31 protein-coding genes are annotated in these 22,716 nt (G+C 33.5%); 4 read left to right on the top strand and 27 right to left on the bottom strand.

Annotated features, from left to right (window positions below):
* Window positions 1–21: 21 nt before the first annotated feature.
* The gene (locus HII32_RS06275) at window positions 22–267 is read right to left on the bottom strand and encodes a hypothetical protein (RefSeq protein ID WP_172189437.1); all 246 of its coding nucleotides are present in this window, start codon (window positions 265–267) and stop codon (window positions 22–24) included.
* 150 nt (window positions 268–417) lie between these two features.
* On the opposite strand from HII32_RS06275, the gene HII32_RS06270 reads away from it, so the two are divergent.
* Complete coding sequence (locus HII32_RS06270; RefSeq protein ID WP_172189435.1) at window positions 418–603, top strand: PspC domain-containing protein; 186 nt, start codon at window positions 418–420, stop codon at window positions 601–603.
* 11 nt (window positions 604–614) lie between these two features.
* Here HII32_RS06270 and HII32_RS06265 read toward each other — a convergent pair whose 3' ends face one another.
* The 21 genes from HII32_RS06265 to ccpA all read right to left on the bottom strand — a co-directional run bounded on the left by HII32_RS06265 (window position 615) and on the right by ccpA (window position 17,297).
* The gene (locus HII32_RS06265; protein WP_172189433.1) at window positions 615–1,220 is read right to left on the bottom strand and encodes a TIGR01906 family membrane protein; all 606 of its coding nucleotides are present in this window, start codon (window positions 1,218–1,220) and stop codon (window positions 615–617) included.
* 32 nt (window positions 1,221–1,252) lie between these two features.
* Window positions 1,253–2,035, bottom strand: coding sequence for a TIGR01457 family HAD-type hydrolase (locus tag HII32_RS06260; RefSeq protein WP_172189431.1), 783 nt, complete (start codon window positions 2,033–2,035; stop codon window positions 1,253–1,255).
* A 4-nt stretch (window positions 2,036–2,039) separates the two neighbouring features.
* Window positions 2,040–2,615: a YutD-like domain-containing protein gene (locus tag HII32_RS06255; RefSeq protein ID WP_172189429.1), complete on the bottom strand. Its 576-nt coding sequence runs from the start codon at window positions 2,613–2,615 to the stop codon at window positions 2,040–2,042.
* Window positions 2,616–2,638: 23 nt separating this feature from the next.
* A complete protein-coding gene (locus tag HII32_RS06250; protein ID WP_343034672.1) occupies window positions 2,639–4,042 on the bottom strand; it encodes a bifunctional metallophosphatase/5'-nucleotidase in 1,404 nt (467 codons plus the stop codon).
* Window positions 4,026–4,634, bottom strand: a complete 609-nt coding sequence (locus HII32_RS06245) for a metallophosphoesterase (RefSeq protein ID WP_172189427.1) — start codon at window positions 4,632–4,634, stop codon at window positions 4,026–4,028. Before HII32_RS06245 ends, HII32_RS06250 begins: the two co-directional genes overlap by 17 nt.
* A gap of 127 nt (window positions 4,635–4,761) precedes the next feature.
* Window positions 4,762–5,952, bottom strand: coding sequence for an acetate/propionate family kinase (locus HII32_RS06240; RefSeq protein WP_172189425.1), 1,191 nt, complete (start codon window positions 5,950–5,952; stop codon window positions 4,762–4,764).
* Window positions 5,952–6,983, bottom strand: a complete 1,032-nt coding sequence (locus tag HII32_RS06235) for a class I SAM-dependent methyltransferase (RefSeq protein WP_172189423.1) — start codon at window positions 6,981–6,983, stop codon at window positions 5,952–5,954. Before HII32_RS06235 ends, HII32_RS06240 begins: the two co-directional genes overlap by 1 nt.
* 110 nt (window positions 6,984–7,093) lie before the next feature.
* Window positions 7,094–7,282 (bottom strand): hypothetical protein, encoded by a 189-nt coding sequence (locus tag HII32_RS06230; protein ID WP_172189421.1) that lies wholly within the window; start codon window positions 7,280–7,282, stop codon window positions 7,094–7,096.
* A complete protein-coding gene (locus tag HII32_RS06225; protein WP_172189419.1) occupies window positions 7,239–7,712 on the bottom strand; it encodes a hypothetical protein in 474 nt (157 codons plus the stop codon). The genes HII32_RS06230 and HII32_RS06225 overlap by 44 nt, the downstream gene beginning before the upstream one ends.
* 107 nt (window positions 7,713–7,819) lie before the next feature.
* On the bottom strand, window positions 7,820–8,278 hold the full coding sequence (locus HII32_RS06220; protein ID WP_172189417.1) for a type II secretion system protein: 459 nt from the start codon (window positions 8,276–8,278) through the stop codon (window positions 7,820–7,822).
* Window positions 8,253–8,576, bottom strand: coding sequence for a competence type IV pilus major pilin ComGC (comGC, locus tag HII32_RS06215; RefSeq protein ID WP_172189415.1), 324 nt, complete (start codon window positions 8,574–8,576; stop codon window positions 8,253–8,255). The genes HII32_RS06220 and comGC overlap by 26 nt, the downstream gene beginning before the upstream one ends.
* Window positions 8,576–9,514, bottom strand: coding sequence for a type II secretion system F family protein (locus tag HII32_RS07925; protein ID WP_343034683.1), 939 nt, complete (start codon window positions 9,512–9,514; stop codon window positions 8,576–8,578). Before HII32_RS07925 ends, comGC begins: the two co-directional genes overlap by 1 nt.
* Before the next feature lie 39 nt (window positions 9,515–9,553).
* The gene (gene comGA, locus HII32_RS06205) at window positions 9,554–10,522 is read right to left on the bottom strand and encodes a competence type IV pilus ATPase ComGA (protein WP_172189411.1); all 969 of its coding nucleotides are present in this window, start codon (window positions 10,520–10,522) and stop codon (window positions 9,554–9,556) included.
* Between the two features lie 92 nt (window positions 10,523–10,614).
* Window positions 10,615–11,352, bottom strand: coding sequence for a YebC/PmpR family DNA-binding transcriptional regulator (locus HII32_RS06200; protein ID WP_172189409.1), 738 nt, complete (start codon window positions 11,350–11,352; stop codon window positions 10,615–10,617).
* A 308-nt stretch (window positions 11,353–11,660) separates the two neighbouring features.
* Window positions 11,661–12,131: a hypothetical protein gene (locus HII32_RS06195; protein ID WP_172189407.1), complete on the bottom strand. Its 471-nt coding sequence runs from the start codon at window positions 12,129–12,131 to the stop codon at window positions 11,661–11,663.
* A gap of 46 nt (window positions 12,132–12,177) precedes the next feature.
* Window positions 12,178–12,453 (bottom strand): hypothetical protein, encoded by a 276-nt coding sequence (locus tag HII32_RS06190; RefSeq protein WP_172189405.1) that lies wholly within the window; start codon window positions 12,451–12,453, stop codon window positions 12,178–12,180.
* Window positions 12,454–12,742: 289 nt separating this feature from the next.
* Window positions 12,743–12,967 (bottom strand): hypothetical protein, encoded by a 225-nt coding sequence (locus tag HII32_RS06185; RefSeq protein ID WP_172189403.1) that lies wholly within the window; start codon window positions 12,965–12,967, stop codon window positions 12,743–12,745.
* A 458-nt stretch (window positions 12,968–13,425) separates the two neighbouring features.
* A complete protein-coding gene (locus HII32_RS06180; protein WP_172189401.1) occupies window positions 13,426–13,860 on the bottom strand; it encodes a hypothetical protein in 435 nt (144 codons plus the stop codon).
* Window positions 13,861–13,985: 125 nt separating this feature from the next.
* Window positions 13,986–15,119 carry an alpha/beta hydrolase gene (locus HII32_RS06175; RefSeq protein WP_172189399.1) on the bottom strand — a complete coding sequence of 378 codons (1,134 nt, stop codon included), beginning with the start codon at window positions 15,117–15,119 and terminating at the stop codon, window positions 13,986–13,988.
* Between the two features lie 176 nt (window positions 15,120–15,295).
* Window positions 15,296–16,069, bottom strand: coding sequence for a (S)-acetoin forming diacetyl reductase (locus tag HII32_RS06170; protein ID WP_172190020.1), 774 nt, complete (start codon window positions 16,067–16,069; stop codon window positions 15,296–15,298).
* Window positions 16,070–16,295: 226 nt separating this feature from the next.
* Window positions 16,296–17,297 (bottom strand): catabolite control protein A, encoded by a 1,002-nt coding sequence (gene ccpA / locus HII32_RS06165; RefSeq protein WP_172189397.1) that lies wholly within the window; start codon window positions 17,295–17,297, stop codon window positions 16,296–16,298.
* Between the two features lie 200 nt (window positions 17,298–17,497).
* Between ccpA and HII32_RS06160 the strand changes: the two genes are divergently transcribed.
* Complete coding sequence (locus tag HII32_RS06160) at window positions 17,498–18,595, top strand: M24 family metallopeptidase (protein ID WP_172189395.1); 1,098 nt, start codon at window positions 17,498–17,500, stop codon at window positions 18,593–18,595.
* Window positions 18,596–18,644: 49 nt separating this feature from the next.
* On the opposite strand, the gene HII32_RS06155 is transcribed toward HII32_RS06160, so the two are convergent.
* Window positions 18,645–19,121 (bottom strand): YtxH domain-containing protein, encoded by a 477-nt coding sequence (locus tag HII32_RS06155; RefSeq protein ID WP_172189393.1) that lies wholly within the window; start codon window positions 19,119–19,121, stop codon window positions 18,645–18,647.
* Between the two features lie 24 nt (window positions 19,122–19,145).
* The gene (locus HII32_RS06150) at window positions 19,146–19,568 is read right to left on the bottom strand and encodes a DUF948 domain-containing protein (RefSeq protein ID WP_172189391.1); all 423 of its coding nucleotides are present in this window, start codon (window positions 19,566–19,568) and stop codon (window positions 19,146–19,148) included.
* Window positions 19,569–19,708: 140 nt separating this feature from the next.
* Here HII32_RS06150 and HII32_RS06145 point away from each other — a divergent pair, with 140 nt between their 5' ends.
* On the top strand, window positions 19,709–20,572 hold the full coding sequence (locus HII32_RS06145) for a mechanosensitive ion channel family protein (RefSeq protein ID WP_172189389.1): 864 nt from the start codon (window positions 19,709–19,711) through the stop codon (window positions 20,570–20,572).
* A 44-nt stretch (window positions 20,573–20,616) separates the two neighbouring features.
* Here the strand turns inward: HII32_RS06145 and cbpB are convergent, their stop codons facing one another.
* Together cbpB and HII32_RS06135 are read right to left on the bottom strand one after the other, a co-directional pair.
* On the bottom strand, window positions 20,617–21,096 hold the full coding sequence (gene cbpB, locus HII32_RS06140) for a cyclic-di-AMP-binding protein CbpB (RefSeq protein ID WP_172189387.1): 480 nt from the start codon (window positions 21,094–21,096) through the stop codon (window positions 20,617–20,619).
* 27 nt (window positions 21,097–21,123) lie between these two features.
* On the bottom strand, window positions 21,124–21,636 hold the full coding sequence (locus HII32_RS06135; RefSeq protein WP_172189385.1) for a YfcE family phosphodiesterase: 513 nt from the start codon (window positions 21,634–21,636) through the stop codon (window positions 21,124–21,126).
* A 119-nt stretch (window positions 21,637–21,755) separates the two neighbouring features.
* On the opposite strand from HII32_RS06135, the gene HII32_RS06130 reads away from it, so the two are divergent.
* Complete coding sequence (locus HII32_RS06130; protein ID WP_172189383.1) at window positions 21,756–22,319, top strand: DUF2507 domain-containing protein; 564 nt, start codon at window positions 21,756–21,758, stop codon at window positions 22,317–22,319.
* Between the two features lie 18 nt (window positions 22,320–22,337).
* Here the strand turns inward: HII32_RS06130 and trxA are convergent, their stop codons facing one another.
* Complete coding sequence (trxA, locus tag HII32_RS06125; protein WP_172189381.1) at window positions 22,338–22,649, bottom strand: thioredoxin; 312 nt, start codon at window positions 22,647–22,649, stop codon at window positions 22,338–22,340.
* Between the last annotated feature and the right edge of the window lie 67 nt (window positions 22,650–22,716).

The following is a 22,716-nucleotide window of genomic DNA, read 5'->3' as shown; positions in this document are numbered from 1 at the left end:
TCAGAGTCTTTAATTTTATCACTAGCTGAAATGAATTTTATATTCATTTTTACCATTAATTGAGCGAATGACTTGTCCCTCTTCAAAACTACCAGCAAAAACAAAACCTTCTAGTTCGGCTGCAGCAGGGATAAAGGTCCACTGGATTGCTTGTACGGTACCCGGAATACTTCCAAATACACGAACTCCAGATAATTGACCATAATTACCATCTGATAATCGTACTTGTTGATTGCCCATGTTACCGTTTAAATTCATTGTAATCATTTTTTTAATCTCCCAGTTTTAAAATCCACCACTAATGATACCGTAATTGAATCAATTAAAGTGTTTTAGTAGCTTTTTTATGATTTTATTAATATACTTAATGATAACAAATTTATTAAGTTAGTTAGTAACAAATTTGGAGGTATTACCATGAAAATTGATATCCATCGTTCCAAGAATGGTGTGATTGCTGGTGTAATTGGTGGTTTAAGTGAACATTTTGGTTGGAACGCTAATTTAGTTCGAATTCTTTTCTTACTATTAGCCATCACTCCACTATTTCCTGGAATTATCGTTTACTTAGTTCTTTGGATTTTAATGAAGGATCCAGAATAAAAAGCAACTGATTATTTATCAGTTGCTTTTTTTATTTCTTGTTTAATTGCAATATGCAACATCAATATCAATAATAATAAAATTAAACCAAATAAACCAAAACAAAGTCCAAAAAAGCGATCTGGTAACATTAAAATCACTGAATCTACGTTGGGATCAAATAGCCAATACTGATTGTGGAAAAAAAGTTCATGGAATTTAACAAAAACATCGTCAAAATCAATCAAGCTAAAACTTGCCAAAATCAAAATAATAGCAACCATTATCCTTAAGGGAGTTAATAGCGTAAACAACATGCGCCGCTTTTTAAGTTGGTTTAATTTCCAAAAACTAAAGATACCACTAATAATTAAAACCGCATTATTAAATAAAATCAGTTGTTTTACCTCCCTAAAATGCTCTATTCCATGACTAGAGGAAGTAAAATACCAAAAATGTAATTCTGGTGACCATGGTATTTGTAAATAATAAATTATATTTTGATATTCTTTCATTAACTGGTGGACTGATAATCCAGTTGCACCAGTAATATTAAACCAATGAATTGAATAGTAAAATAACCAGGAACTATTAACGACAATGCAAATGGCTAAGGAAATAAAAAAAATAAAAACCATAAAGCTATTAAACCAGGACTTAGTTTGAAACTTTAAATATTCCAATCGTCTAAGCTATCAACCATATATGTTGGTTGAACTAATTCTGATTTAATAGATGCAGGAGTAGAAACTCCACCAAATACTAAGAGAGTATCAATTCCCGCATTAATTCCGGCTTTAATATCTGTATTATAGTTGTCCCCTACCATAATTGCTTTTTCCGGTTGAATCCCCATTTTTGCCATAGCCGAATTTAAGATAGTAGCTTGCGGTTTACCGATGATAATTGGTTGTACCTGAGTAGCATATCGTACAAAATCAACCACTGCTCCAGCGCCAGGCAAATGGCCGCGTTCCTTAGGAATATTAGTATCTGGGTTAGTCCCAATAAAAATCGATCCGGCCTGAATGGCCAAAACCGCTTTGACCAATTTTTCATAGGTTAAATCGCTATCTAAGCCAACCACTGTATAAGTTGGATTTTTGATATCAATACTAAATCCGGCCGAAATAATCACTTGTTTCAAATCAGCCTCTCCTACTACATAAACAGTTCTAGGTTTGTCTGGATGTTTTTTAGCTTGTTGAACTAAATAATCCGCCGTAGCCATTCCAGATGTATAGACATTAGATTCGGAAATATAAATATCATGATTATCAGCCAAATTCTGCTTCACTGCTTTAGGTAGTTGCGTAGAATTATTAGTGGCAAATAAAAATGGAGTTTTATTTTTTTGAAGTCGTTCAATAAATCGTTTAGCCGCTGGTATTTTCGTTTTGCCAGCATACACTGTACCGTCTAAATCAATCAAATAACCTTCATATTGTTTCATGGAGTTACTTTTCCTTTCGTCGCTCTTTGATGACAAATTGGTGATTACCCTTTTTACTTTGTTCTTTAACCACCACTTTAGTCCCCTGATTATTCTTGATGGAACTACCTTCTTTTTTAACTCGTTTTTCTTTAAAATCACGATTATTATCACGTCGATTACGTCTACTGTGACGTGAACGGCGGTGACGTGAATTACTTTTACGCGCTGCTGGAATCGGACGTGCTTCTAAGTTATGAATAACATAATACGATTCACTAAAATCCAATTCTTCTAGTCGAATATCAGTCAACTGTGAGATAAACGGTCCAGTAGCATTCTCTCGAGTGTCTTCATAAAACCCCCGCAATAATAATTGATCTTGCTGAGTTTCTCCCACGATGTAATCAAATTTACTAAAAGCTGAATTAAAATGCTGTTCGAATTGAAAAAAATCAAAACTATCTCGATGGTTTTCAATCAATTGATACTTATGATCATTAATCAATAAATTATTTTCATCTTCTCTAGTAATAGAACCTAAGGAATGTCGTTGCTCATTACGCTCATCGATGATTTTTTTTAAGTCATTACGATCCAATCAAATTTCCTCCATGTATTTTATTATTTAATCGGATATTGTTTTGCTAAATAATTAGCAAAAACCGTCCTTAAGTCTTCGTCAAAATAAATAGTATTTTCTCCCATTATCTGAATAGTGGGGAAAAACGGAATGTATAAATAGTGATCTGGCATTGCTACTTCATAGGTTTCAATCGGACTAACTAATTGGCCCCGCCAGAACAGTTGATGCTTTTCATAATCATACCGAATACCATAGTAATGCAATTCCCCAAAATACTTGCCACGAAAGCCCATACCTTTTTGTTGAAATTTAATTAAAAAGCGTCGATTCTTTTCCATTTCCTGAATAAGGCGCCATAAATTATAACCATCTAATCTAACTTTCATTACTCTCATAGCATGCGGTAACATTTGATGAATGTCATTTTGGGTGACAATACCTTCTGGTAAGCTACGTAAAAATAATCCCGTGTTAATGATAGCTGCCTCAGTATGTGCTTTATGTGCTTCCGCTTTCAAAGCTTCATTAACTATAACCGAATTTCCAATTAACTGTGGCGTCATTGAAAACGATAATTTAGCAACTTGGTTAGCTTTAAGTAACTCAACTCCCATTTGTTGGTAGTGATTGGTCTCAATTTCATCGCTAGCTTTACTTTCAATTAAATCAACCGAAATCGTTTGGGCCGTTTTCTGCATAATTTTATGATGATTTATCGTTAAATGAACTGTACCAATATGTTGCCCCCATTTTCCCGCTCCGGTTAATAATGATTGATTAACAACTTCACCATTGACTAATAAATGATGCGTGTGGCTACCTAAAATAACATCTAATTCAACAAATCGTTTAGCTAATTTACGATCAGTAGGAAGTCCAAGATGTGACAATAAAATCACAATATCATACTGGCCTTTATATTTAACCAAGATATCTTTCATAACCTCAAATGGATCTTGAACACGCCAACCAATTAAAGGATAAGTATTATCGTAAGGGGCAGTAAGACCAACCACTAATATTCTAGTTTTAGCTGCTGTAACAATGATTTTAGCTGGCTGAGCCCAATTAGGAATATCGCCAGTTTGATCGTCAACTAAATTAGCTAATAAAACATCAAAATTGGCTTCATCATATAATTGGTTTAACTGTTTGTGTGAATTAGTTAAACCTTCATTGTTACCAATAGTCGCCCCATCAAGCTTTAATTTATTTAACAGTTGAATATTGGCTTTGCCGTTTGTTGCTTCGGTTAGTGGATGAAATCGGTCTAACGCATCCCCAATATCAAAAGTGAGCGATTCCACCCCTTTTAACAAATTATTTTTTCGCTGATTTGTAATGTAGCGAGTTATTTTAGGTAAATTTTCTAAGTGAGAATGGATATCATTAGTATTAAGGATCATTATTTCTTCATTTAACATGTTATTTTCTTTTTGCAAAATCAATATATTTTTGCTCCACAATTTTTTCAATTTCAGTTTCTGATAATGGCGTACCGAATGGTACATCCTCAGTTAAATAATCTAAATCACCCGAATCGGGACCAACATTCACGTTTTCTTTAATAGGAACCGTGTAACGATGTAAGTGACCATGCAAATTAATAATTTGTTTAACAATGCCTAACATCATTGGATAATGAGTTAAATAATACTGTCTGTGGTTCATTTTGATCAAAACACCGACATCATGAAATTCAAATTTAGGGCGATTACCGTAAATATAATTATGCTTATCAAGATATTTAAATAAATCCCTACTATCGTGATTACCTTTAATTAAAATCAAATGACCATTTAATTGATTCAATACTTCAAAAATTCGTTGATAAACCACTTTCGCTGGTCGGGTATGAAGCATTGCAATATCACCCAAATGATAAACAATATCATCAGCATTTACTCGTGTGTTCCAATTTCTAATAATAGTTTCATTCATATCTTCAGCATCAATAAAATCACGATTAGAAAAATCGTTCACACCCACTAACTGTTCATGGAAAAAATGAGTATCCGAAGTAAAATATTGCACAATAATGCCCCCAATTTAGCTAATAAATTATTATATTTAATGATAACATTTAATTTGTGTAAATAAAAAGGCGTCTATGAAGTTGATTTCATTAACTAGAAATAAACTTTCATATTCGCCTTTTTTATTATCTTAAACGTTCAATATCACGTACAATCATTAGTTCCTCATCAGTTGGAATTAATAACGTTTGAACAGTAGCATCATCGGTACTTAAATTACGTTCAACCCCACGGACATCGTTTTTAGCGGGATCAATTTTGGCACCAACAAAGCCCAAGTGATCAACTACTTCTTGGCGAACATCTGCATCATTTTCACCAATTCCCGCGGTGAAGACAATAGCATCCGCACCATTCATTTCAGCCATGTATGAACCAACATAGCGTACAACTCGATTAATGAAAATATTATGTGCCAATTGAGCGCGATGATTACCATCAGCAGCTGCACTATCGACGTCACGCATATCAGCAGAAATGCCAGAAATACCAAGCAATCCAGACTTATGGTTTAAAATATCAATCATGTCATCATAATCAGTAATATCTTCTTTAGCCATTACGTATTGCAATACAGAAGGATCTACATCGCCTGAACGAGTGGCCATTGTGATACCAGCCACTGGACTAAATCCCATTGAAGTATCAAATGATTTACCATTTTGAACAGCATCTAAAGAAGCACCGGCACCCAGATGCATAATGATAAGCTTCAAATCCTCTAATGGTTTGCCAAGCATGTCAGCAGCACGTTGAGATACATAGCGATAACTAGTCCCATGAGCTCCGTACTTACGAGCTTTATATTGATCATAGTAATCATATGGCAAGCTGTACATGTAATTTTCTTCTGGCAAAGTACTATGGAATGAGGTATCAAAAACCGCAACACTAATTACGTCAGGTAAAATTTTACGGAAAGCTTTAATCCCCATGACATGAGCTGGTTGGTGTAATGGTGCAAATTCTACTAATTCTTCAATTTTGTTCAAAACATCATCATCGATAACAACAGAATCAGTGAAGAACTCTCCTCCGGCAACCACTCGATGACCAACACCAGTGATTTCTGAGTATTCTTTGATAATATTTAAGCTCAATAACTTATCCAAAACTAATCGAATGGCTTCTTCGTGATTCTTAATATCTAGCGTATCAGTATATTTTTTACCGTCATCGTATTTGATGGTTACGTCTGATGATCCTAGTCCGATTCGTTCTACATTCCCACTAGCAATGACCTTTTCTGAAGGCATTTCAAATAATTTAAATTTTAATGTTGAGCTTCCAGCGTTAATTGCAATTGATTTTCCCATTATTGATCTCCTGATTTCTTATTAAAATTATTAATTTCCCAGTCATCTATCATCGTTAAGAAACGTTTCATTTCTGCTGGATTATTAAATGATGGAAATTCACCTAGCAATACTTTTTCCACTTGCTGAGCGGTTTTTCCAGGCTTTTGTAAAATTAAAATTGATTTTTGGGCCTGCTCGGAGGCAAATAACTCAGTAGGTAGATTCAAAATTCCTTGCAAATATACCGTTTGCTGAATCCAAGCTAATAATCCTTTAGCTTCTTCAGTCTTGAACAATTCACTTGGAACCAAAAAAATACCAAAGCCGCCGGGTTGTAAGTGATCCATACTATATTCCATCAATAAATGATGTACATATGAATGCCCCTTATTAGCCTTAGTTTTGTACTTTACCGTATTTTCATCAATTGGATAATAGCCAATTGGCAAATCAGAAACGACCGTGTCCACATTTCCAACTACCAAATCTTGAATTGTATCCTCATGATATAAACTACCAGCTGACTTTTGAAGTTCAAAATTTAAGGAAGCTAACTCTGCTAATGCTTCATCGTTTTCAATTCCGATAGCATCAACATTAACCCCTCTACTTCGAAAATCATTGGTGATTGTGCCCAATAAATTACCTGATCCCATCGCCGGATCTAAAATAGTAATATGATCCGCATTGCGATAAAGACCACTTAACAAATAACTAATTAAATTACCAATAGTATCAGGGGTAATTTGATAATTAGCTTGCATCTTATCAGACCTTGATGCCTTTAAAACTGCCATTTGAATTGCTTTACGAACTGTTTCAGCATTCATAGCATCAATATCAACAGTCTTGATTTTAGAAATAAATGAACCAAATTCAGAGTCAGAGATTCCTTCGACACCCTCAACATCATCCACATTAGACATAATATCTAACGTTTCAATTAATGAATCTAAATATGAAAGATCCAGTTTATCTTGTAAAAATGTAGACGAAGTGTCAAGAATATCAAATAATTCTCGAATTTGTTTTTCAGCCAGGACACTCAACCCCTTCTAATTATATATACTAGATTGATTTTACCAGAAATTAGTCTCATAATTCAAGCACTTCACAATTAAAAACACGCATTATCAAAGGAATGAAAGGGTTATCATTGTTAATGTTGCACATATTGATACTTGTTGATAATTTGATTGATGGTTTGCATATAAGCCGAATATTGGTTAACTTCCAATAATAATATAACCGTTAACATTGCGACAAAAATAATTGCTACTGCGGTAAGAGAACCATTTCTAAATTTATGATTCTTGGAAAATAACCGTTGAACTAAACTTTTTGTCATTTTCAAATTCTCCTTTAATTTGAATTTGATTAACTTTTTTTCGTTGCCATTCAATATTTTTAACGTTTTTTAATACAGGAATGTGGCCTTTTTTAATACCAGTTATTCTGACATAATTACAATACTTAGTTAACTTATAATTTTTATCGGTTACTATACTATGCAATTCAATTTCAGTTGCCGAAAATTTTTTAATAGTAAACAAAAAATCGTCCCCTTCTAGTCGTTGCAAAAACAAATGGTAACTGATAATAGAATCATCATGAAATTTAGTGGTTGCCGTAAGAACAAATGCTATTGTCCAAACAGCTAATAAACAAAAAACGGTCCCTATTAAAGTCTCAATTAGTAGAAAACCGCTCCTGTGATTTAATTGTTTTTTTACTATATTTCTCATAATCAGTTCTGGCCTGCTCCAATCTAACTTCATTTTCTTTCATGTTATGATCCATAAAGCTATTAGTTTTAGCATACAACAATGCAAATGCAACAATAATAGTTAAACCAATCAAAGCATCTACCGTTGTAAAACCAGTTTTAATAATTTTTTTCAAGATTAAATCCACTCCACCCTAATTGAAATTTTTGTTTGTACTTTAATCGAGCATCTGTACCGTACCATCTAATGGTTTGTGGGCTGATAAAACCGTTTTTAGTAACATTAACCGAATGATTTTGCTTGAGTTTAAGACTGGTAGGAATTTGAATTTTTTTGATTAAATAACGATCATTCCTAATAAGTGTAAAAGTTACACATCCATTTTCATGAAAAGTTATTTTGTTAGTTCTGTTATTTAATTCGGCACTAGCCTGAATATTCTCAACTATGACGCTAACTGTGTCAAAAAAGCGTTTTTCTTTTATTTGATTTTGATTTTTCATCATTGCAATTATCATCAGATTAGCCATCACCATTATTCCAGTCACTGCCAATGCAATTATGGTTTCTGCCATTGTAAAACCGCTGCGTTTAATGAATCGCTTCATTGTTGGCAATCCTAATTCCTTCTGATTTAGCTTGTTCAATTTGTTTTTTAGTTAGATACCCTGCATCCTTTAACTTTTGAAAATTAACTTTTGATTTATCATTTTTTCCTTCACTTAGATAGGCATCAATTTGCGATTGAACAACTGCTGTCATTGTGTTGGTGTGAATTACATTAGCATTTTTTCGTTGATTAGATAGATTGGGAATAATAATTAAAACCAGTAACGAAATAATAAAGAGGACAATTGTCATTTCAATTAATGTAAATGCTTTACGTTTATATTTCAGTTTTTCTTTAATTTTCATCAATATACCATCCTTACCGAATCATAAATCGGCAATAAAATTTGCAAGTAAGTTACTGTGATAATAATGCCAATTGTCAAAAAAATAACGGGTTGTACAAATGACATTAATCGATTGGATTCTTGAACCATAGCAGAAAACATTGTTTTAGAATACGCCATCATGGATTGAGCCATTTCGGTTACTGTTTTGCCACCATCAATCAAAGCAATCAACTCTGGTGCAATAATTTCATAATGCGAAGTGATTTGTCGATAAGAAGCACCTACTTGTAATTGTTGAGCCACCTGTTGACCTAATTCAAAAATTAAGGAATCAGCTGGCAAGTGTTTAATCAGTAATATAATTTCCTTTATACTAAGCCCATTTTTCAATAGCACCATTAAATTACTAGCCAAATAATAGTTAACATAATATCGAAAAATTTTACCAATTATTGGTAACTTAATTAAGAGGCCAAATCGTTTGGAGGGTAACCTACTGTTTAAATATTTAACCATGCCCCAAATAGAAAAAATTACTAGTAATAAAACACCAGTGATTTTTAATAAATGATGTTGTGAATTACTTTTACCTGACAGTTGACTAACCTGAGGTAAAACGAATATTTCAATTAAAATTAATAGAGTTGTTAAGAGGACACCCAAAATTAAAGGATAAACTAACAGTGATTTGAGTTTTTTATTTTGTTCCAATTTCTTACTACTAAATTCGGCCAGCTCTGCTAAGGTGATCTGTAATTGACCATGACTTTCGGCAATTTTAATTTGGTTGCTTAATTCCTGAGATATATAACTGACAATACTATCTGCAAACCCATTGCCCATTTTGATAGAGTTAATAACCTGACAAGATACGGCAGCTAATTGTGGTTCAGTTTTAATAATAAAATCCAGACTTTGTGAAAGTGAAAAACCAATTTGCATTAATTCTGAAATTTTTTGAAAAAATTAGCCTGTTGATTAGCCGTTAATGGCTTAACCTGTTGCGAATTGTTTAGCTGTTTCTTTCGTGATTTGATTGGAATCGACCATTGTTTCAAGATTTTGTTGCCACTCCTCCCATTGATAAGGTTCAGCTGCACTGTCTTTTAAATGATGAATTGCCATCAGTGATTGCGAATTACCGTCAATATCAGGAATTAATCGTTGATAAACTAATCCCGTAACTGATTGATTAATGTACTCCTGAGTGATTCCTAGTTGACTAATTCTTTTAATGATTCCCCAAGGATCCTGAGAATGAACAGTGGCTAACACTAAATGACCACTTAAGGCTGCTTGAATAGCAGCATTAGCAGTGATTTCGTCTCTAATTTCTCCAATTAAAAAAACATCTGGTCGGTGCCGTAACCCAACTTTAATTAACTCTGAATACCCCATCCCAGCTGCTTCATTAACTTGCAACTGTAAAAAATCAGATTCCGCAATTTCAACGGGATCTTCAATACTCATCACTAACTGTTCTTGAGCTACTTTTTTGGCTAAATGATATATGGTGGTGGTTTTTCCCGATCCAGTAGGACCAGCAAAAGCAATTAGTCCTCGTTGTTTGGTTAATTCAACCAATTGGTTAAGTTGCTCTGGAAAAAAGGTGGATTGATTAATTCGATTCAATGGATAAATAATTCGAATAACCAACGATTCAGCAGCATTGAAGTCACCTACCGTGGACAAACGTAAAGAATAACAATTGTTTTGAACATACCAATCCATTGCCCCTACTTGTGGTCGCCGATGTTCACTGATAGCCATATCAGCTTGAAACTTACAATAATTCAGGCACTTTCGACCATCTAATTTAGAAAGTCTATCACTTATCACTACTTGATTTTTAAACCGTAATTTCACATCATAGCCATCCTTCTTGGGCAGAAAATAAATATCACTAGATTGCTTTAAAATGGCTGCACTTAATAGATCGCTAAAATAATTTTCTATTATCATATTTTTCACCTCACACTTTTAAATACGATAAAGTAAACAATTTTACTGCAATAAAAAAAGATTCGACCAAGACGGTCGAATCTTTTTTAAAACTATTCTGCTTCTTCTGGCAATACTGCAGCTTCATAAACATCTTGAACATCATCATTTTCAGATAATTCATCGATTAAGCCCGTGTATTGAGAAACCTTACCTTCAGGAACTTCAGTAGTGTTTTCTGGGAACATAGTTACTTCTGCAGTATCCAAATCATAACCAGCAGCTTGTAAAGCATCACGAACAGCTGGCAAAGCTGAAGGATCAGTGAAGATTTCAAAAATTTCGTCAGAAGTCTTCATATCATCTGCACCTGCATCTAGAGCAGCCATCAACATAGTGTCTTCATCAGTATCCAATCCATTACGCAAGATAACAATGTATCCTTGACGATCAAACATGTATGATACTGAACCACTAGCACCTAATGAACCGCCATGGTGAGTAAATGCTGAACGCACAGCAGCAGCAGTCCGGTTCTTATTATCAGTTAGGGCTGAAACCATAATGGCGGTACCACCAGGGCCATAACCTTCATAAGTAATTTCTTCGAACTTAGCACCACCAACACCGGAAGCCTTATCCAATGCTCGTTGAATGTTATCTTTTGGCATGTTAGCAGCTCGAGCTTTTTCCATAACTAATCGAAGTTGAGCGTTACTTTCAGGTTCAACTCCACCAGCTTTTGCAGCTTGATAAAGATCACGAGAAATCTTTTGGAAAATTTTACCACGCTTGGCATCTTGGGCGTTTTTACGACCCTGAATGTTATGCCATTTTGAATGTCCTGACATTTATTAACAACTCTTTTCTTTAAGTTTAAAATTCATGTTTTACATACCGTTTTAGTTTATCAAACTAATGGCGGTGTTTCAAGGTTATCAGCCAATATAGTTATTTGTATCTAACTAAAAATTCAAGACAATTGTCCTAAACAAAGATGTCACATTGATAAAATTAGTCTTGATATCATCTGAATTAGCATACTTTATACGTACCCACTGAATCTTAACTTGGTAAGATTAGTTATCGTAAAGATGGACAATTATCTATACTTTATAACATAGCAAAGCGTACCTAAATTCCATTTAAATTCAATCTATTACATAAAGTGATCAATTATCACCCAGGCTTCTAAGATAAGATTAAGCACAGCATCAATCATCATAACAGAAAAAAATATTCTAACTGGCAAAACTGATTTATTGATATATTCCTTAGTATACTCAAACGGATGAGATTTACGATATTCAATTAACTTCTCACGTCCTAAATAAGATAAAAATAATATTTCAACGCCTAAGACTAACACAATAAAACTCATACCACCCAAAATAATAAAACTAGCATATGGTGGATTTATAAACATAATCGCTATTATCAATAACAGCCATATTGACAATGTTATCCAAATCATCGATTTTTTATTAACAAAATTTTTATATCCAGGGTACTCTTTTTCTATACTTTGAATAAGACTGGATGAATTTCGATTCATTAATCTTATAAATTTTGAAGTAACAGCATATAAAAATGTAGGCAAAAACGCTATAAAACAGATAATTAAAATCATTAAACTTCACCAAATATCTATATAATTAATAATAATTAGAATGGATCTATGGCTCATCCTTTCTAACTACTCCCAAAAGCCCAGCAAATAAGAAACCCAATCCATCAGTACATAGTCCCAGAATAATAACTGATCCAACAGCCACAATTCCTACTATATATTGTGCATTCATTGATATATAAGTGCTCACTTTGGAAAAATCAAATTCAATGTCATTAATTGTATCATATATATCGTTGTAATCATTAATCAGCAAAAAAGCGTTAACATGTTTATACTTATCTTTTGTCTCTTTTATATACTCACAATCTTTAAAAATCATCTATTTTAATATAAATTACAAATTTTATACATAATAAAAACACCCCTTCGACTTAAGTCTAATGGGCTGTTTCGTTATTCATCACTTTATTAAAGAGTATCAATGTCAAATTTTGAACGTCCTGACCTATCTAAAACATCTTTTATTAATTAATCTACTGTTTACATACTAGTTTATTTTATCAAACTAATAGCGGTGTTTCTATGAATCTCTAGATCTCTATCAACTATATAACTAATTGTGCTAGCATTGAAAATTTCTTTTATCATATCATTGCCCATCTGATCAATCATCCCGCTAATATAAGCAGTACGCCAAAAATAAGATTTACAAATGAATCAATTATCATTAAGTTACGTAATATAACTATAGTTCGTTTCTTTTTATTATATTGCTTAGTGTATTCAAAAGGATGCTGTTGTTGATATCTTTTTATCAAACGCTCAATACGGTAAGACTTTAACCATAATACCATTCCTGAAATAAAAGTAACGATACTAGCTCCTTCTAACATAAAAAAGTGCTATATGGTACTTTCATAAACGACGGTTTAGCAATCAAAATAAATGCCGTCCATACTAATACAACAAATAATATGATGTTTAACACACTTGAACTATTATTTTTCTTCAAATAAATTGAATATCCTTTTTCCATACTTCTATCAAATCCGATTAAATTATCATGATCTCGTTTCATAAATACTCTAGTTAAGATATACAGAGAAATCGGTAATATATCAAATAATAATATAAGTAATATCACTTTGTAATTCCTCCAATCGTAGCAATAAATGTTATTTTTTGGTTCGTCCATAAACCGGCTGGCCGTGTTCTCTCAAAATCACTTTCAATCGAAGAATTTGAGGAAAAACAACGTAATAACTTCTAGAAACCAGGTATAATAACAACGTCAATACAACTGGTGTACCCACTATAATTAACTCAGAATCCGGAATCCTTTTATTAAAAATTAAACATACATAAATATCCCTGCAGTGCCAGATACAATAATCACAAATAAAATATAAAACAGGAACTGGAAAAATTTACTACGCGATTTATAAAGTATTTGATATTCCTTGGTAGTCTTGACAAATGTAGGCAAGATAAAGCCACTGTGTAATTCTGAATCTAAACCAATAAACGGCGCCATCTCGTTTAATTCAGCAGCCGCATGATATCCCAAAATCCGACAGATCCAGTAATTAAAGCAACGCAACAGTAAATAGACCGTTAATGTCGTCAATATCGGTATTGCCATAGAATTTTTTGCATAATATGTGTTACCATACGCATCAAAAATCGCCAAAGAAACAATTACATTACATAGTTGTAAAAATAACCATAGTATAGAAACCAGTCCTCGTAAAAAATAGTGTTCCTTTTCTTTTTTTCGTTTTCTCATCAATTGCTCTCCAAAATATAAAAATCCAAACAAAAACAGCCTTTTAATTTAATAATCATAGGCTGTTTTTGTTTATTAAGTTAATCTAACCGTTTCGAGTCAACTTAACTATTCTAGTTATACACTCAATTAATCCATTTAGCTACTTGATCTGCAAATTCTTGTCCCTGTGGAAAAATACCAAATTTATCTAAAAAGGCATGCGTCATTCCTCGATAATTAGAATAATATGTAGAAACACCGTTATCAGCCAATTTTTTGGCATAAGCATATCCAGTTGGTCTTAATGGATCAAATTCATCCGTAGCAATAAAGGCTCTCGGCATATTTTGATAGTCTTCATCTGTCATATTATATGGTGAAAATCTTGGATTTTTCGGGTCGTCACCGTTGATATAAACATCAACGATTGCTGGCATCCCCTTTGAAGAAAAAATACTATCCTTTTGATATCTAGTTTGCATAAAACTATCTAAATGATACTTAGATTCTGGCCATGCAATTTGATCATTAGTTTCTTTGTCCAAAGTGACACACGGGTAACACATTACTTGATGAGTTACATATTTATGACCAATTTTTTGATCCATATAAGCTACCGCAGCAGCAATGGTACCACCTGCGCTATCTCCATATACTGCAACAGTATTAGTATCAACGTGCAATTCGTTTGCATGTGTCACAATATAATTAAGGGCCTCAAAACAATCATCAGTTACTGTTAATCCAGGATATTCGGGTGCAAATCTAAAATCAACGTTAAAGACTCGTAAATGAGCTTTTTGGGCGATATATTTACAAAAATTTTCATTTACCAAAACATTACCACCGATCCAACCGCCACCGTGATAGGCAATAAAAGCACCAATTTTTTCATCAGGATTCTTCAACTCTGGAGTATAAACACTGATTGGAATATTAGTCTTGTCAGTATAGATTTTACTGTTGATCACACCACCAGAAATATCTACGCCCATAGATCCCATATGGTCACGCCATTGAAAACAAAATTTAGCTGCTGAACTAGTCGGTTTTGGCCCTTTGAACCGTTTCATAATTTCAGATTCTGGCGCATAAGGACCACCATTATCTTGCATAAAGTGCAAATTAAAATCATCAACGGAATATTCGGCAACAACTGTAGGATCAGAAACTACTCTATTCATTATTCCATTTTCATCTTTTTTAAAATCCGGACTTTTACGTAAACGATTTAATTTATTGTAATAATCTTTTGTGGTTGGTGTCCAAGTTAACATAATAAAATCCCCCTCAATTTATTTACTATAATAATTTTAAACGATGCTTTAATAAATTTGGTATAATTTGCTTTCTATAAAGCATTGCAAAATCATAGTATTTTAAAAGCAAAATAAAAACAGCCAACTCTCATTAGGAATAGGCTGTTTTAAAGATTATTAGTTGATTTTTTTAATTAGTGAAAGACCATGCCGCCGTCTACAGTAATGGTTTGCCCAGTAATATAATCAGAATCAGGTCCAGCTAAGAATGATACTACAGCTGAAACATCTTCCGGTTTAGATACACGGCCTAAAGTAATATCTTTAGCGAAGGTTTGCATGCCCCATTCATCACTCTCACCAGCATTTTTACCAACTTCATGAGCAATATCTTCCATCATAGGAGTAATAACAATACCAGGAGCATAAGCATTGACAGTAATATCGTCAACAGCCAATTCCTTAGCAGTAGTTTGAGTAATCCCCCGAATTGCAAATTTAGTGGAACCATAGACAGTCAAATTGGGATTACCTACTTCACCGGCTTGAGAGGTAGCATTAATAATTTTACCGCCATGACCTAATTTCTTCATTGCAGCATGAGCAGCCTGTGTTCCCCAAACAACACCACCAGTATTAATCATAGTAACATTTTGTAATTGTTCAGGCGTAACTTCATCAATTGGAGTGGTAGGAGCAACACCGGCATTATTAACAATGACATTTAAATCGCCTAATTCATTAACAGTTTGATCAACAACTGCAAATACTTCGTCTCGATTAGAAACATCAGCAACTAATGAAATTGCTTGACCACCATTTTGCTTGATTTCATTAGCAACTCGATCAGTTTTTTCAACATGTCGACCCACTAAAGCGACTGCAAAACCATCATTAGCTAATCTTTTAGCAATGCTCTCTCCGATTCCTTGTCCGGCTCCAGTTACTAAAGCTACTTTTTTCATTATCTTTCTCTCTCTTCCATTGTGATTTTATTAACAATGGTATTGTATCACTTTTCAATCAATTGTCTGCATATAATTTTTATTATAGGCAGATATTTTCAGTATAATCATCATTTGTGTTTAATTAGTTTTATTAACCGGCTGCTAATCAACATCTTCTTTGTGAACAATTTATAATTATTTTAAATAAAACAATAAATAAAAAAGAGTTCTCAATGAGAACTCTTTTTTATTTAGTTGAATCCCGTTTCATTAGACCATAAGGAAGTAAAACATTTTTATCATCTAACTCTTCATTATCCATTAACTTGGTTAACATCCGCATTGAAACGGCACCAATATCATAAAGTGGTAATGTGATGGAAGACATCTTTGGTCGAACAATTTCAGTCAACTTAGTACCATTACTAGTAACTACTTCAAATTCGTCAGGCACCTTAATATCAGCATCTTGCATTCCATTCATGACTCCTGCTGCTAATTCATCATCTGAAACCATTGCAGCAGTAATTTTCATTGAAGTTAAGGCAGGTTGTAACAATAATCCTGATTTATAACTATTATTAGTTTCAAAAACTAGCTTATCATCAAAAGGAATTCCAGCACTCTTTAATGCCCGCTTATATCCTTCTAAACGATACTGACTGTTGATGGCTTGAGATAAAGGACCACAAATAAACGCAATTCGCTTATTACCACGATCAATAAGATTTTTGACCTCTTCTTGCACGGCAGCAATATAATCAATGTTAACGCTCGGGTTAATATTAGCTTCATCAACTGAACCAGCTAATACGATCGGAGTCTTAGTACGCTTAAACTCTTCTCTTAATTCATCGGTTATTTCGTTACCCATGAAAATAATTCCATCAACTTGTTTACTTAATAAAGTGTTTAACACTTGAATTTCTCGTTCACTGTTAGAATCAGAATTAGCCAAAATAATATTATATTTATACATTAAAGCCACATCATCAATTCCACGAGCTAATGATGAAAAATACATATTAGTTACATCAGGAATAATTACCCCAACAGTTGTCGTTTTCTTACTTGCTAGACCGCGAGCGACCGCATTTGGTCGGTAATCAAGTCGATCAATAACTTCTAAAACCTTTTTTCTAGTAGCTGGCTTAACGTTAGTATTACCGTTTACCACTCGAGAAACGGTTGCCATGGAAACTTTCGCTTCTCTTGCAACATCATAAATTGTAATCGTTTGTTTTTCCATTATGATAACCCTTTCTTTTAAGATATCATTCGTTTTCATAAATTTTCAAACCATTTTCAAATATACCAAAAACAACTTTCAAATGCAAACTGAAAACGCTTTCTTAGTAAAGAATAAACTATCTTTAAATTAGGTTCAAGTGAAACGAACTATAATTTATGCTATAATTATTTAAATTTTAAAAAGGAGTGTTAATCTGAATGGAAAAAATTGAACAGATTCAAAAATGGCTTGCAGAAAACAAAGGTGACTTTGCTTTAATTAGCGATCCGATGACAATCCAATATTTAACCGGATTTTATAGTGACCCAATTGAACGAGTTTTAATGTTGGTGGTTTTCAAACACCAAGATCCATTTATTTTTGCTCCTGCCCTTGAAGTAGAAGCTATCAAAGATACTGGTTGGACTAACCCAGTATATGGATACTTAGATCATGAAAATCCATGGAAGATGATTGCTGATCAAATTAGTGTTCGTGAAGTCGATGAAAAAGAAATCGCCATTGAAAAGGCTAATTTACCAGTAGATCGACTAGAAGCTCTCCAAGCTCAATTTCCTGCTTCAAGCTTCTCGCTTAACTTGACCCCTGAATTGGAAAAGATGCGACTTATTAAGTCAGCGGATGAAATAGAAAAGCTTAAGATTGCTGGTAAATGGGCTGATTTTGCTTTCCAAAAAGGATTTGAGGCTGCTCGCATTGGTGTTTCTGAACAACAAGTTGCCGCTGATCTAGAATATGCCTTAAAAGGTGAAGGTATCATGCAAATGAGTTTTGATACCTTAGTTCAAGCCGGTGCCCATGCTGCTGAACCTCACGGCGCTACTGGTGCTAACAAAATTCAAAATAATGAATTAGTATTGTTTGACTTGGGAACTGTTTGGGATGGTTATATTAGTGATGCATCTAGAACTGTTGCTATTGGCAAACCAGATGATAAATCATTAGATATTTACAAAGTTTGTTTAGAAGCACAACTGACAGCTCAAGCCGCTGCTAAGCCAGGTATGAAAGCATCTGATTTAGATAAAATTGCTAGAGACGTCATTGACAAAGCCGGCTATGGTGAATACTTCATTCATCGTTTAGGCCATGGCATGGGTATGAGTGAACATGAATTCCCTTCAATCATGGAAGGAAATGATATGTTACTTCAACCTGGCATGTGTTTTTCAATTGAACCCGGAATTTACATTCCAGGAGTAGCTGGTGTTCGTATCGAAGACTGTGTTTATATTACTGAAAATGGCGCTGAACCATTCACTCATACTTCAAAAGAACTTACAGTTGTTGACTAAATAAAAAAGGATTGAAATTAAATTTCAATCCTTTTTTTATTTACTTATATTACTTATTCGAATCAGTTTTATCTTCTTTAACTTCTTCTGCGGCTTTCTTTTCATCTAAATGTTGATTTTTTAAAGCCTCATCTGCGGTCATAACAATATCGTCTTCAGCTTTTTCAACTTTATCATCCACAATATCTGCAGATAATTCTTCACGAAGACGTTCTTGTGCAGCTCTAAATTGAGTTTGACTATCGGCATCACTATTATCAGCTTCTGCTTCGACCTTAGCTGCTTGCCAATCTTTAATTTGTTCTTTAGTAGAGTCGATTTGATCCATGACCACTTCTTTTAAATCATCTAATGCATCGCTAGCATAAAAGGCATAATCAGTAGCACGATCTTTTAAATCATTTGTTTTATTCATAACATCTTGTTGTAAGCGTGCCTTTTTTTCTGAATCCATTTTTTGGTAAGCTGCGTAAGCACCAGCCCCTAATGCTGCAATAAATAGTCCGCCAAATAATTTTTTACCCATGATTTATTACCCCTCTTTTTATTATTAGTAAGTACCAGTATTGTTTTTCTTAGCTCGGTGATTTTGGTACATACTCCAAGCTGTTTTGCCAACTTTACCAGCAACACCAGCCTTAGCACCAGTAGAAGCATTGTCTTTAACTTTTTGCGTTAAGTTTTGAGTAGCGGAATTTAAATCTGAAACACTTTCACCTAAATCAGCCGCCGCTTGAAAAACTGGTGTTAAAATATTAACTTTTTCATTCACATCTTTAATTAAGGTATTTGAAGTGGCCATAATTTGTTCCGTTTGCTTAGAAATAACCTCTACATCACTTGTTAAAGATTCCATCGTCTTATTAACTTCCGTCATTGTTCGACCAACCTTTAATAAGAATAATCCAATAAAAAATACTAGCAATAAAAATGCCACTGCCGCAATGATACCAGCGATTTGCCCTCCTGTCATTGCACGCCCTCCTTTTGTTGTAATTCAATATTAGCATAGCATTACAATTGTGGATTTACAATGAAATTGTTTTCAAAGAAGCTTTCCTATTAACCAATTTCTTTGCTAAAATTAAGAATAGTTATTTAGGAGGACCCAGCATGCAAAAAATTAATAAAACCGCCTCATTTAATTGGCATCAGTTTACCAAGTATTTTGATTTGGATAAATTACTAGCAAACCTAACTGAAAAAATCATTTGGATTGTCATTTTTTCCATTATGTTCATTATTTTGCGCCGTATTGGAAGAGCCATTATCAATCGCTCCTTCATTCGATATCGCCAAAAATATCAAGATACGATGGCGGAAAAACGAATTTCAACCTTTCATACTTTGACCCTTAATATTTTTTTATACTGCCTTTATTTTTTCTGGATTTACTCCATTTTATCAACGTTAGGCATTCCAGTCGGTACTTTAGTTGCCAGCGCTGGTATTTTTAGTTTAGCTATTGGGTTGGGGGCCCAAGGATTTGTTAGTGACTTGGTTAGTGGCTTCTTTTTGTTATTAGAAAAACAAATCGAGGTTGGTGAATATGTCCAAATTGGGCAAATTAAAGGTACCGTATCCGCTGTAGGATTGAGAACAACACAGGTTATTGGTGATGACGGTACCTTGAACTTTATTCCTAATCGAACTATTACCATTGTTTCTAATATGTCGCGCAACAACATGACTGCAATGATTCAAATTTCTATTTTGCCGGAAACTCCTATTAAAACTATTAAAAAAATCGTTCAACAAGTTAACGATGAAAATGTTCCTCAGTTTTCTGATATCATCGGTCAACCTAATATTATTGGTGCATTAACTCTGCCCAATGGTAAGCTAGTTTATCAGATCAATATTGTTACTAAAAATGGTGCTCAAGGAACCATTAATCATACTTTTTTGGCCCTTTATCTAGAAGCTATTAAAGCAGCTGGAATTAATTTACCAGCCAGTCCTACTATTATCTCATAACTAAATAAAAGGTACGCTTATTATAAATAATAAACGTACCTTTTTTATTTAGTAGAAATTTCATTGGGTTCAGCATGAAAATATTTATCAAAATTATGCGTTAAAAAATTAACCTCTTGCAAAATCTCTCGTCGAGTGATGATTCCAAGAAAATGATCATCTTTATCAACGTAAGGAAGGAAATTTTCGTCTACTAAATATCTTAAAATTACCTCTAAATTTTCTTTTTCATAAATCGTATGGACATCGGTTTGCATGATATCCTTCACCAAAATATTGCCCAATCGATCCGTATCTAATCCTTCATCAACCAGCATTTGATCGGTAATCATTGACAGAGAAATTAATCCTTTAAAATGATTATCTACATCTAAAACTGGGATTTTGGAATATTTAATTTTCGTTAGTACCAGAAATACATGTTGCAAGTTATTATTCTCATTTACGGTAGCAACTACGTCCGCCGGAATCACAATATCTCGATCACTATGATTCATAACCTCTTCAATTGGCTTATCAAGCATTTCTTGGTTCTCACTCCTTATTATATTTTAAATCTGAAAATGAAGTTCAGTCACGGGCATCAATTCCCGATCATAATACTGTATATCAGCAGTAACTAATTGATCATTTGATTCAACCACTGCATATGTACCACCTAAAGCTGCATATTGACCACGTGGTTGGGAAATGCTTCCTGGGTTAATAAATAGTATGCCATCTTCTCTAACAACGCTTAATTGGTGTGTATGTCCATATACAACCATTTTAGCTTTTTTCTCAATTGCTAACAGTTTTAGATTTAATAGACCATAATTAACGCCATAACGATGACCATGAGTAACAAGAACCCGATAGCCATTTTCGTCAAGCAAAATAGTTTGATTAAACTGGGCTATATCCATATTTCCTTCTACTAAATTCATCTGAGAAACCAGTGGATCAGAAAACTTCAATTCAGAATCACCGGCGTGAATAATTATCGCATCATTATGATAGTAATTGATAATTTGTCTAATAATATCTTGATCACCGTGATTATCACTTACAATTACAAATCTCATTAAAATCACCACTCATTCTTTGGACTTATAGTTTATTATCAACCATTAAAGCAATTGATTCAACAAATTGAATTAACAAGAGTCGGTTAATCCAAAAAGTATTGTATAATGTTTGTAACATGAATGATGGAGAAAATAAAATGGATAGCCAAACTTATAAAGATTTTTTAACTGATTCAACCGTTGCTCCCTTATTAGGGCAAGAAATGTTAAGAGACGACTTACTTCCAGCTTTATTGGGTAATAAGGTCCATGAACTATCATATTGGGCTGGTAAACGCCTTGCTAGATCGCATCAATTAAAGCAACTAGATGATTTACCGACCTTCTTTACTCAATTTAAACTAGGTAACTTAAAAAAAACTAAACAAACTAACACTGAAATCTTATGGCTACTAAATGGTCCAATCGTTGCTAGTCGAATTAGTCATGTTGAAGATATCGATTTTTACCTAGAGGCTGGTATTATTGCTCAAAATATTGGTTACGCTTTAAAATTACCGGCTGAAGCTCAGGTTGGTAAAATCAGTAAAGCCAAGGGTTCTGTCGTTATTGCTACGCAGTTGGGTAATGCTAATGACTATCGTAGTAGTATTAACGAAGTGGAATTAGAATTAATTAAACCTGAAAGTAATAATCAAGATTCTGCTACAGAAAATCAAAATAAAAAACCGATGGAATAAATCCATCGGTTTTTTTATTTAGTCTACATATTGACTCAAGATGTTTTTTAACTGACTCTTATCATGATAGCCAACAATAGTATCAACTACCTTACCATCTTTTTTAACCATTAAAGTTGGAATACTCATGATTCCAAATTCAGAAGCTGTTTTAGGATTAGCATCAACATCCATCTTATTGAATTTAACGTTGTTCATTTCTTCAGACAATTCTTCAACTACTGGAGATTGCATTCGACATGGACCACACCAAGTTGCCCAAAAATCAGTTAAAGTAACACCATTAGCAGTATCTGCCACAAAAGTACTATCAGTTGTTTCTGTAACCATAATTATCCCTCCTGCTTACTTTATAATAGTAGTTTACAGTAAATTTAAAATAAAGCAACTTTTAAGG

Origin of the sequence: Lentilactobacillus kribbianus, assembly GCF_013184075.1 — a bacterium.
GTDB lineage: Bacteria > Bacillota > Bacilli > Lactobacillales > Lactobacillaceae > Lentilactobacillus > Lentilactobacillus kribbianus.
The sequence above is the reverse complement of the archived record's forward strand: the minus strand, read 5'-3'. Positions and strand labels throughout refer to the sequence as shown.

What these genes read in the sequence shown, in the direction of transcription:
- HII32_RS06275 (WP_172189437.1), bottom strand. Translation starts at nt 267, where the DNA reads ATGATTACAATGAATTTAAACGGTAACATGGGCAATCAACAAGTACGA.
- HII32_RS06270 (WP_172189435.1), top strand. Translation starts at nt 418, where the DNA reads ATGAAAATTGATATCCATCGTTCCAAGAATGGTGTGATTGCTGGTGTA.
- HII32_RS06265 (WP_172189433.1), bottom strand. Translation starts at nt 1,220, where the DNA reads ATGGTTTTTATTTTTTTTATTTCCTTAGCCATTTGCATTGTCGTTAAT.
- HII32_RS06260 (WP_172189431.1), bottom strand. Translation starts at nt 2,035, where the DNA reads ATGAAACAATATGAAGGTTATTTGATTGATTTAGACGGTACAGTGTAT.
- HII32_RS06240 (WP_172189425.1), bottom strand. Translation starts at nt 5,952, where the DNA reads ATGGGAAAATCAATTGCAATTAACGCTGGAAGCTCAACATTAAAATTT.
- HII32_RS06230 (WP_172189421.1), bottom strand. Translation starts at nt 7,282, where the DNA reads ATGACAAAAAGTTTAGTTCAACGGTTATTTTCCAAGAATCATAAATTT.
- HII32_RS06225 (WP_172189419.1), bottom strand. Translation starts at nt 7,712, where the DNA reads ATGAAGTTAGATTGGAGCAGGCCAGAACTGATTATGAGAAATATAGTA.
- comGC (WP_172189415.1), bottom strand. Translation starts at nt 8,576, where the DNA reads ATGAAAATTAAAGAAAAACTGAAATATAAACGTAAAGCATTTACATTA.
- comGA (WP_172189411.1), bottom strand. Translation starts at nt 10,522, where the DNA reads ATGATAATAGAAAATTATTTTAGCGATCTATTAAGTGCAGCCATTTTA.
- HII32_RS06200 (WP_172189409.1), bottom strand. Translation starts at nt 11,352, where the DNA reads ATGTCAGGACATTCAAAATGGCATAACATTCAGGGTCGTAAAAACGCC.
- HII32_RS06195 (WP_172189407.1), bottom strand. Translation starts at nt 12,131, where the DNA reads ATGATTTTAATTATCTGTTTTATAGCGTTTTTGCCTACATTTTTATAT.
- HII32_RS06190 (WP_172189405.1), bottom strand. Translation starts at nt 12,453, where the DNA reads ATGATTTTTAAAGATTGTGAGTATATAAAAGAGACAAAAGATAAGTAT.
- HII32_RS06185 (WP_172189403.1), bottom strand. Translation starts at nt 12,967, where the DNA reads ATGTTAGAAGGAGCTAGTATCGTTACTTTTATTTCAGGAATGGTATTA.
- HII32_RS06180 (WP_172189401.1), bottom strand. Translation starts at nt 13,860, where the DNA reads ATGAGAAAACGAAAAAAAGAAAAGGAACACTATTTTTTACGAGGACTG.
- HII32_RS06175 (WP_172189399.1), bottom strand. Translation starts at nt 15,119, where the DNA reads ATGTTAACTTGGACACCAACCACAAAAGATTATTACAATAAATTAAAT.
- ccpA (WP_172189397.1), bottom strand. Translation starts at nt 17,297, where the DNA reads ATGGAAAAACAAACGATTACAATTTATGATGTTGCAAGAGAAGCGAAA.
- HII32_RS06160 (WP_172189395.1), top strand. Translation starts at nt 17,498, where the DNA reads ATGGAAAAAATTGAACAGATTCAAAAATGGCTTGCAGAAAACAAAGGT.
- HII32_RS06155 (WP_172189393.1), bottom strand. Translation starts at nt 19,121, where the DNA reads ATGGGTAAAAAATTATTTGGCGGACTATTTATTGCAGCATTAGGGGCT.
- HII32_RS06150 (WP_172189391.1), bottom strand. Translation starts at nt 19,568, where the DNA reads ATGACAGGAGGGCAAATCGCTGGTATCATTGCGGCAGTGGCATTTTTA.
- HII32_RS06145 (WP_172189389.1), top strand. Translation starts at nt 19,709, where the DNA reads ATGCAAAAAATTAATAAAACCGCCTCATTTAATTGGCATCAGTTTACC.
- cbpB (WP_172189387.1), bottom strand. Translation starts at nt 21,096, where the DNA reads ATGCTTGATAAGCCAATTGAAGAGGTTATGAATCATAGTGATCGAGAT.
- HII32_RS06135 (WP_172189385.1), bottom strand. Translation starts at nt 21,636, where the DNA reads ATGAGATTTGTAATTGTAAGTGATAATCACGGTGATCAAGATATTATT.
- HII32_RS06130 (WP_172189383.1), top strand. Translation starts at nt 21,756, where the DNA reads ATGAATGATGGAGAAAATAAAATGGATAGCCAAACTTATAAAGATTTT.
- trxA (WP_172189381.1), bottom strand. Translation starts at nt 22,649, where the DNA reads ATGGTTACAGAAACAACTGATAGTACTTTTGTGGCAGATACTGCTAAT.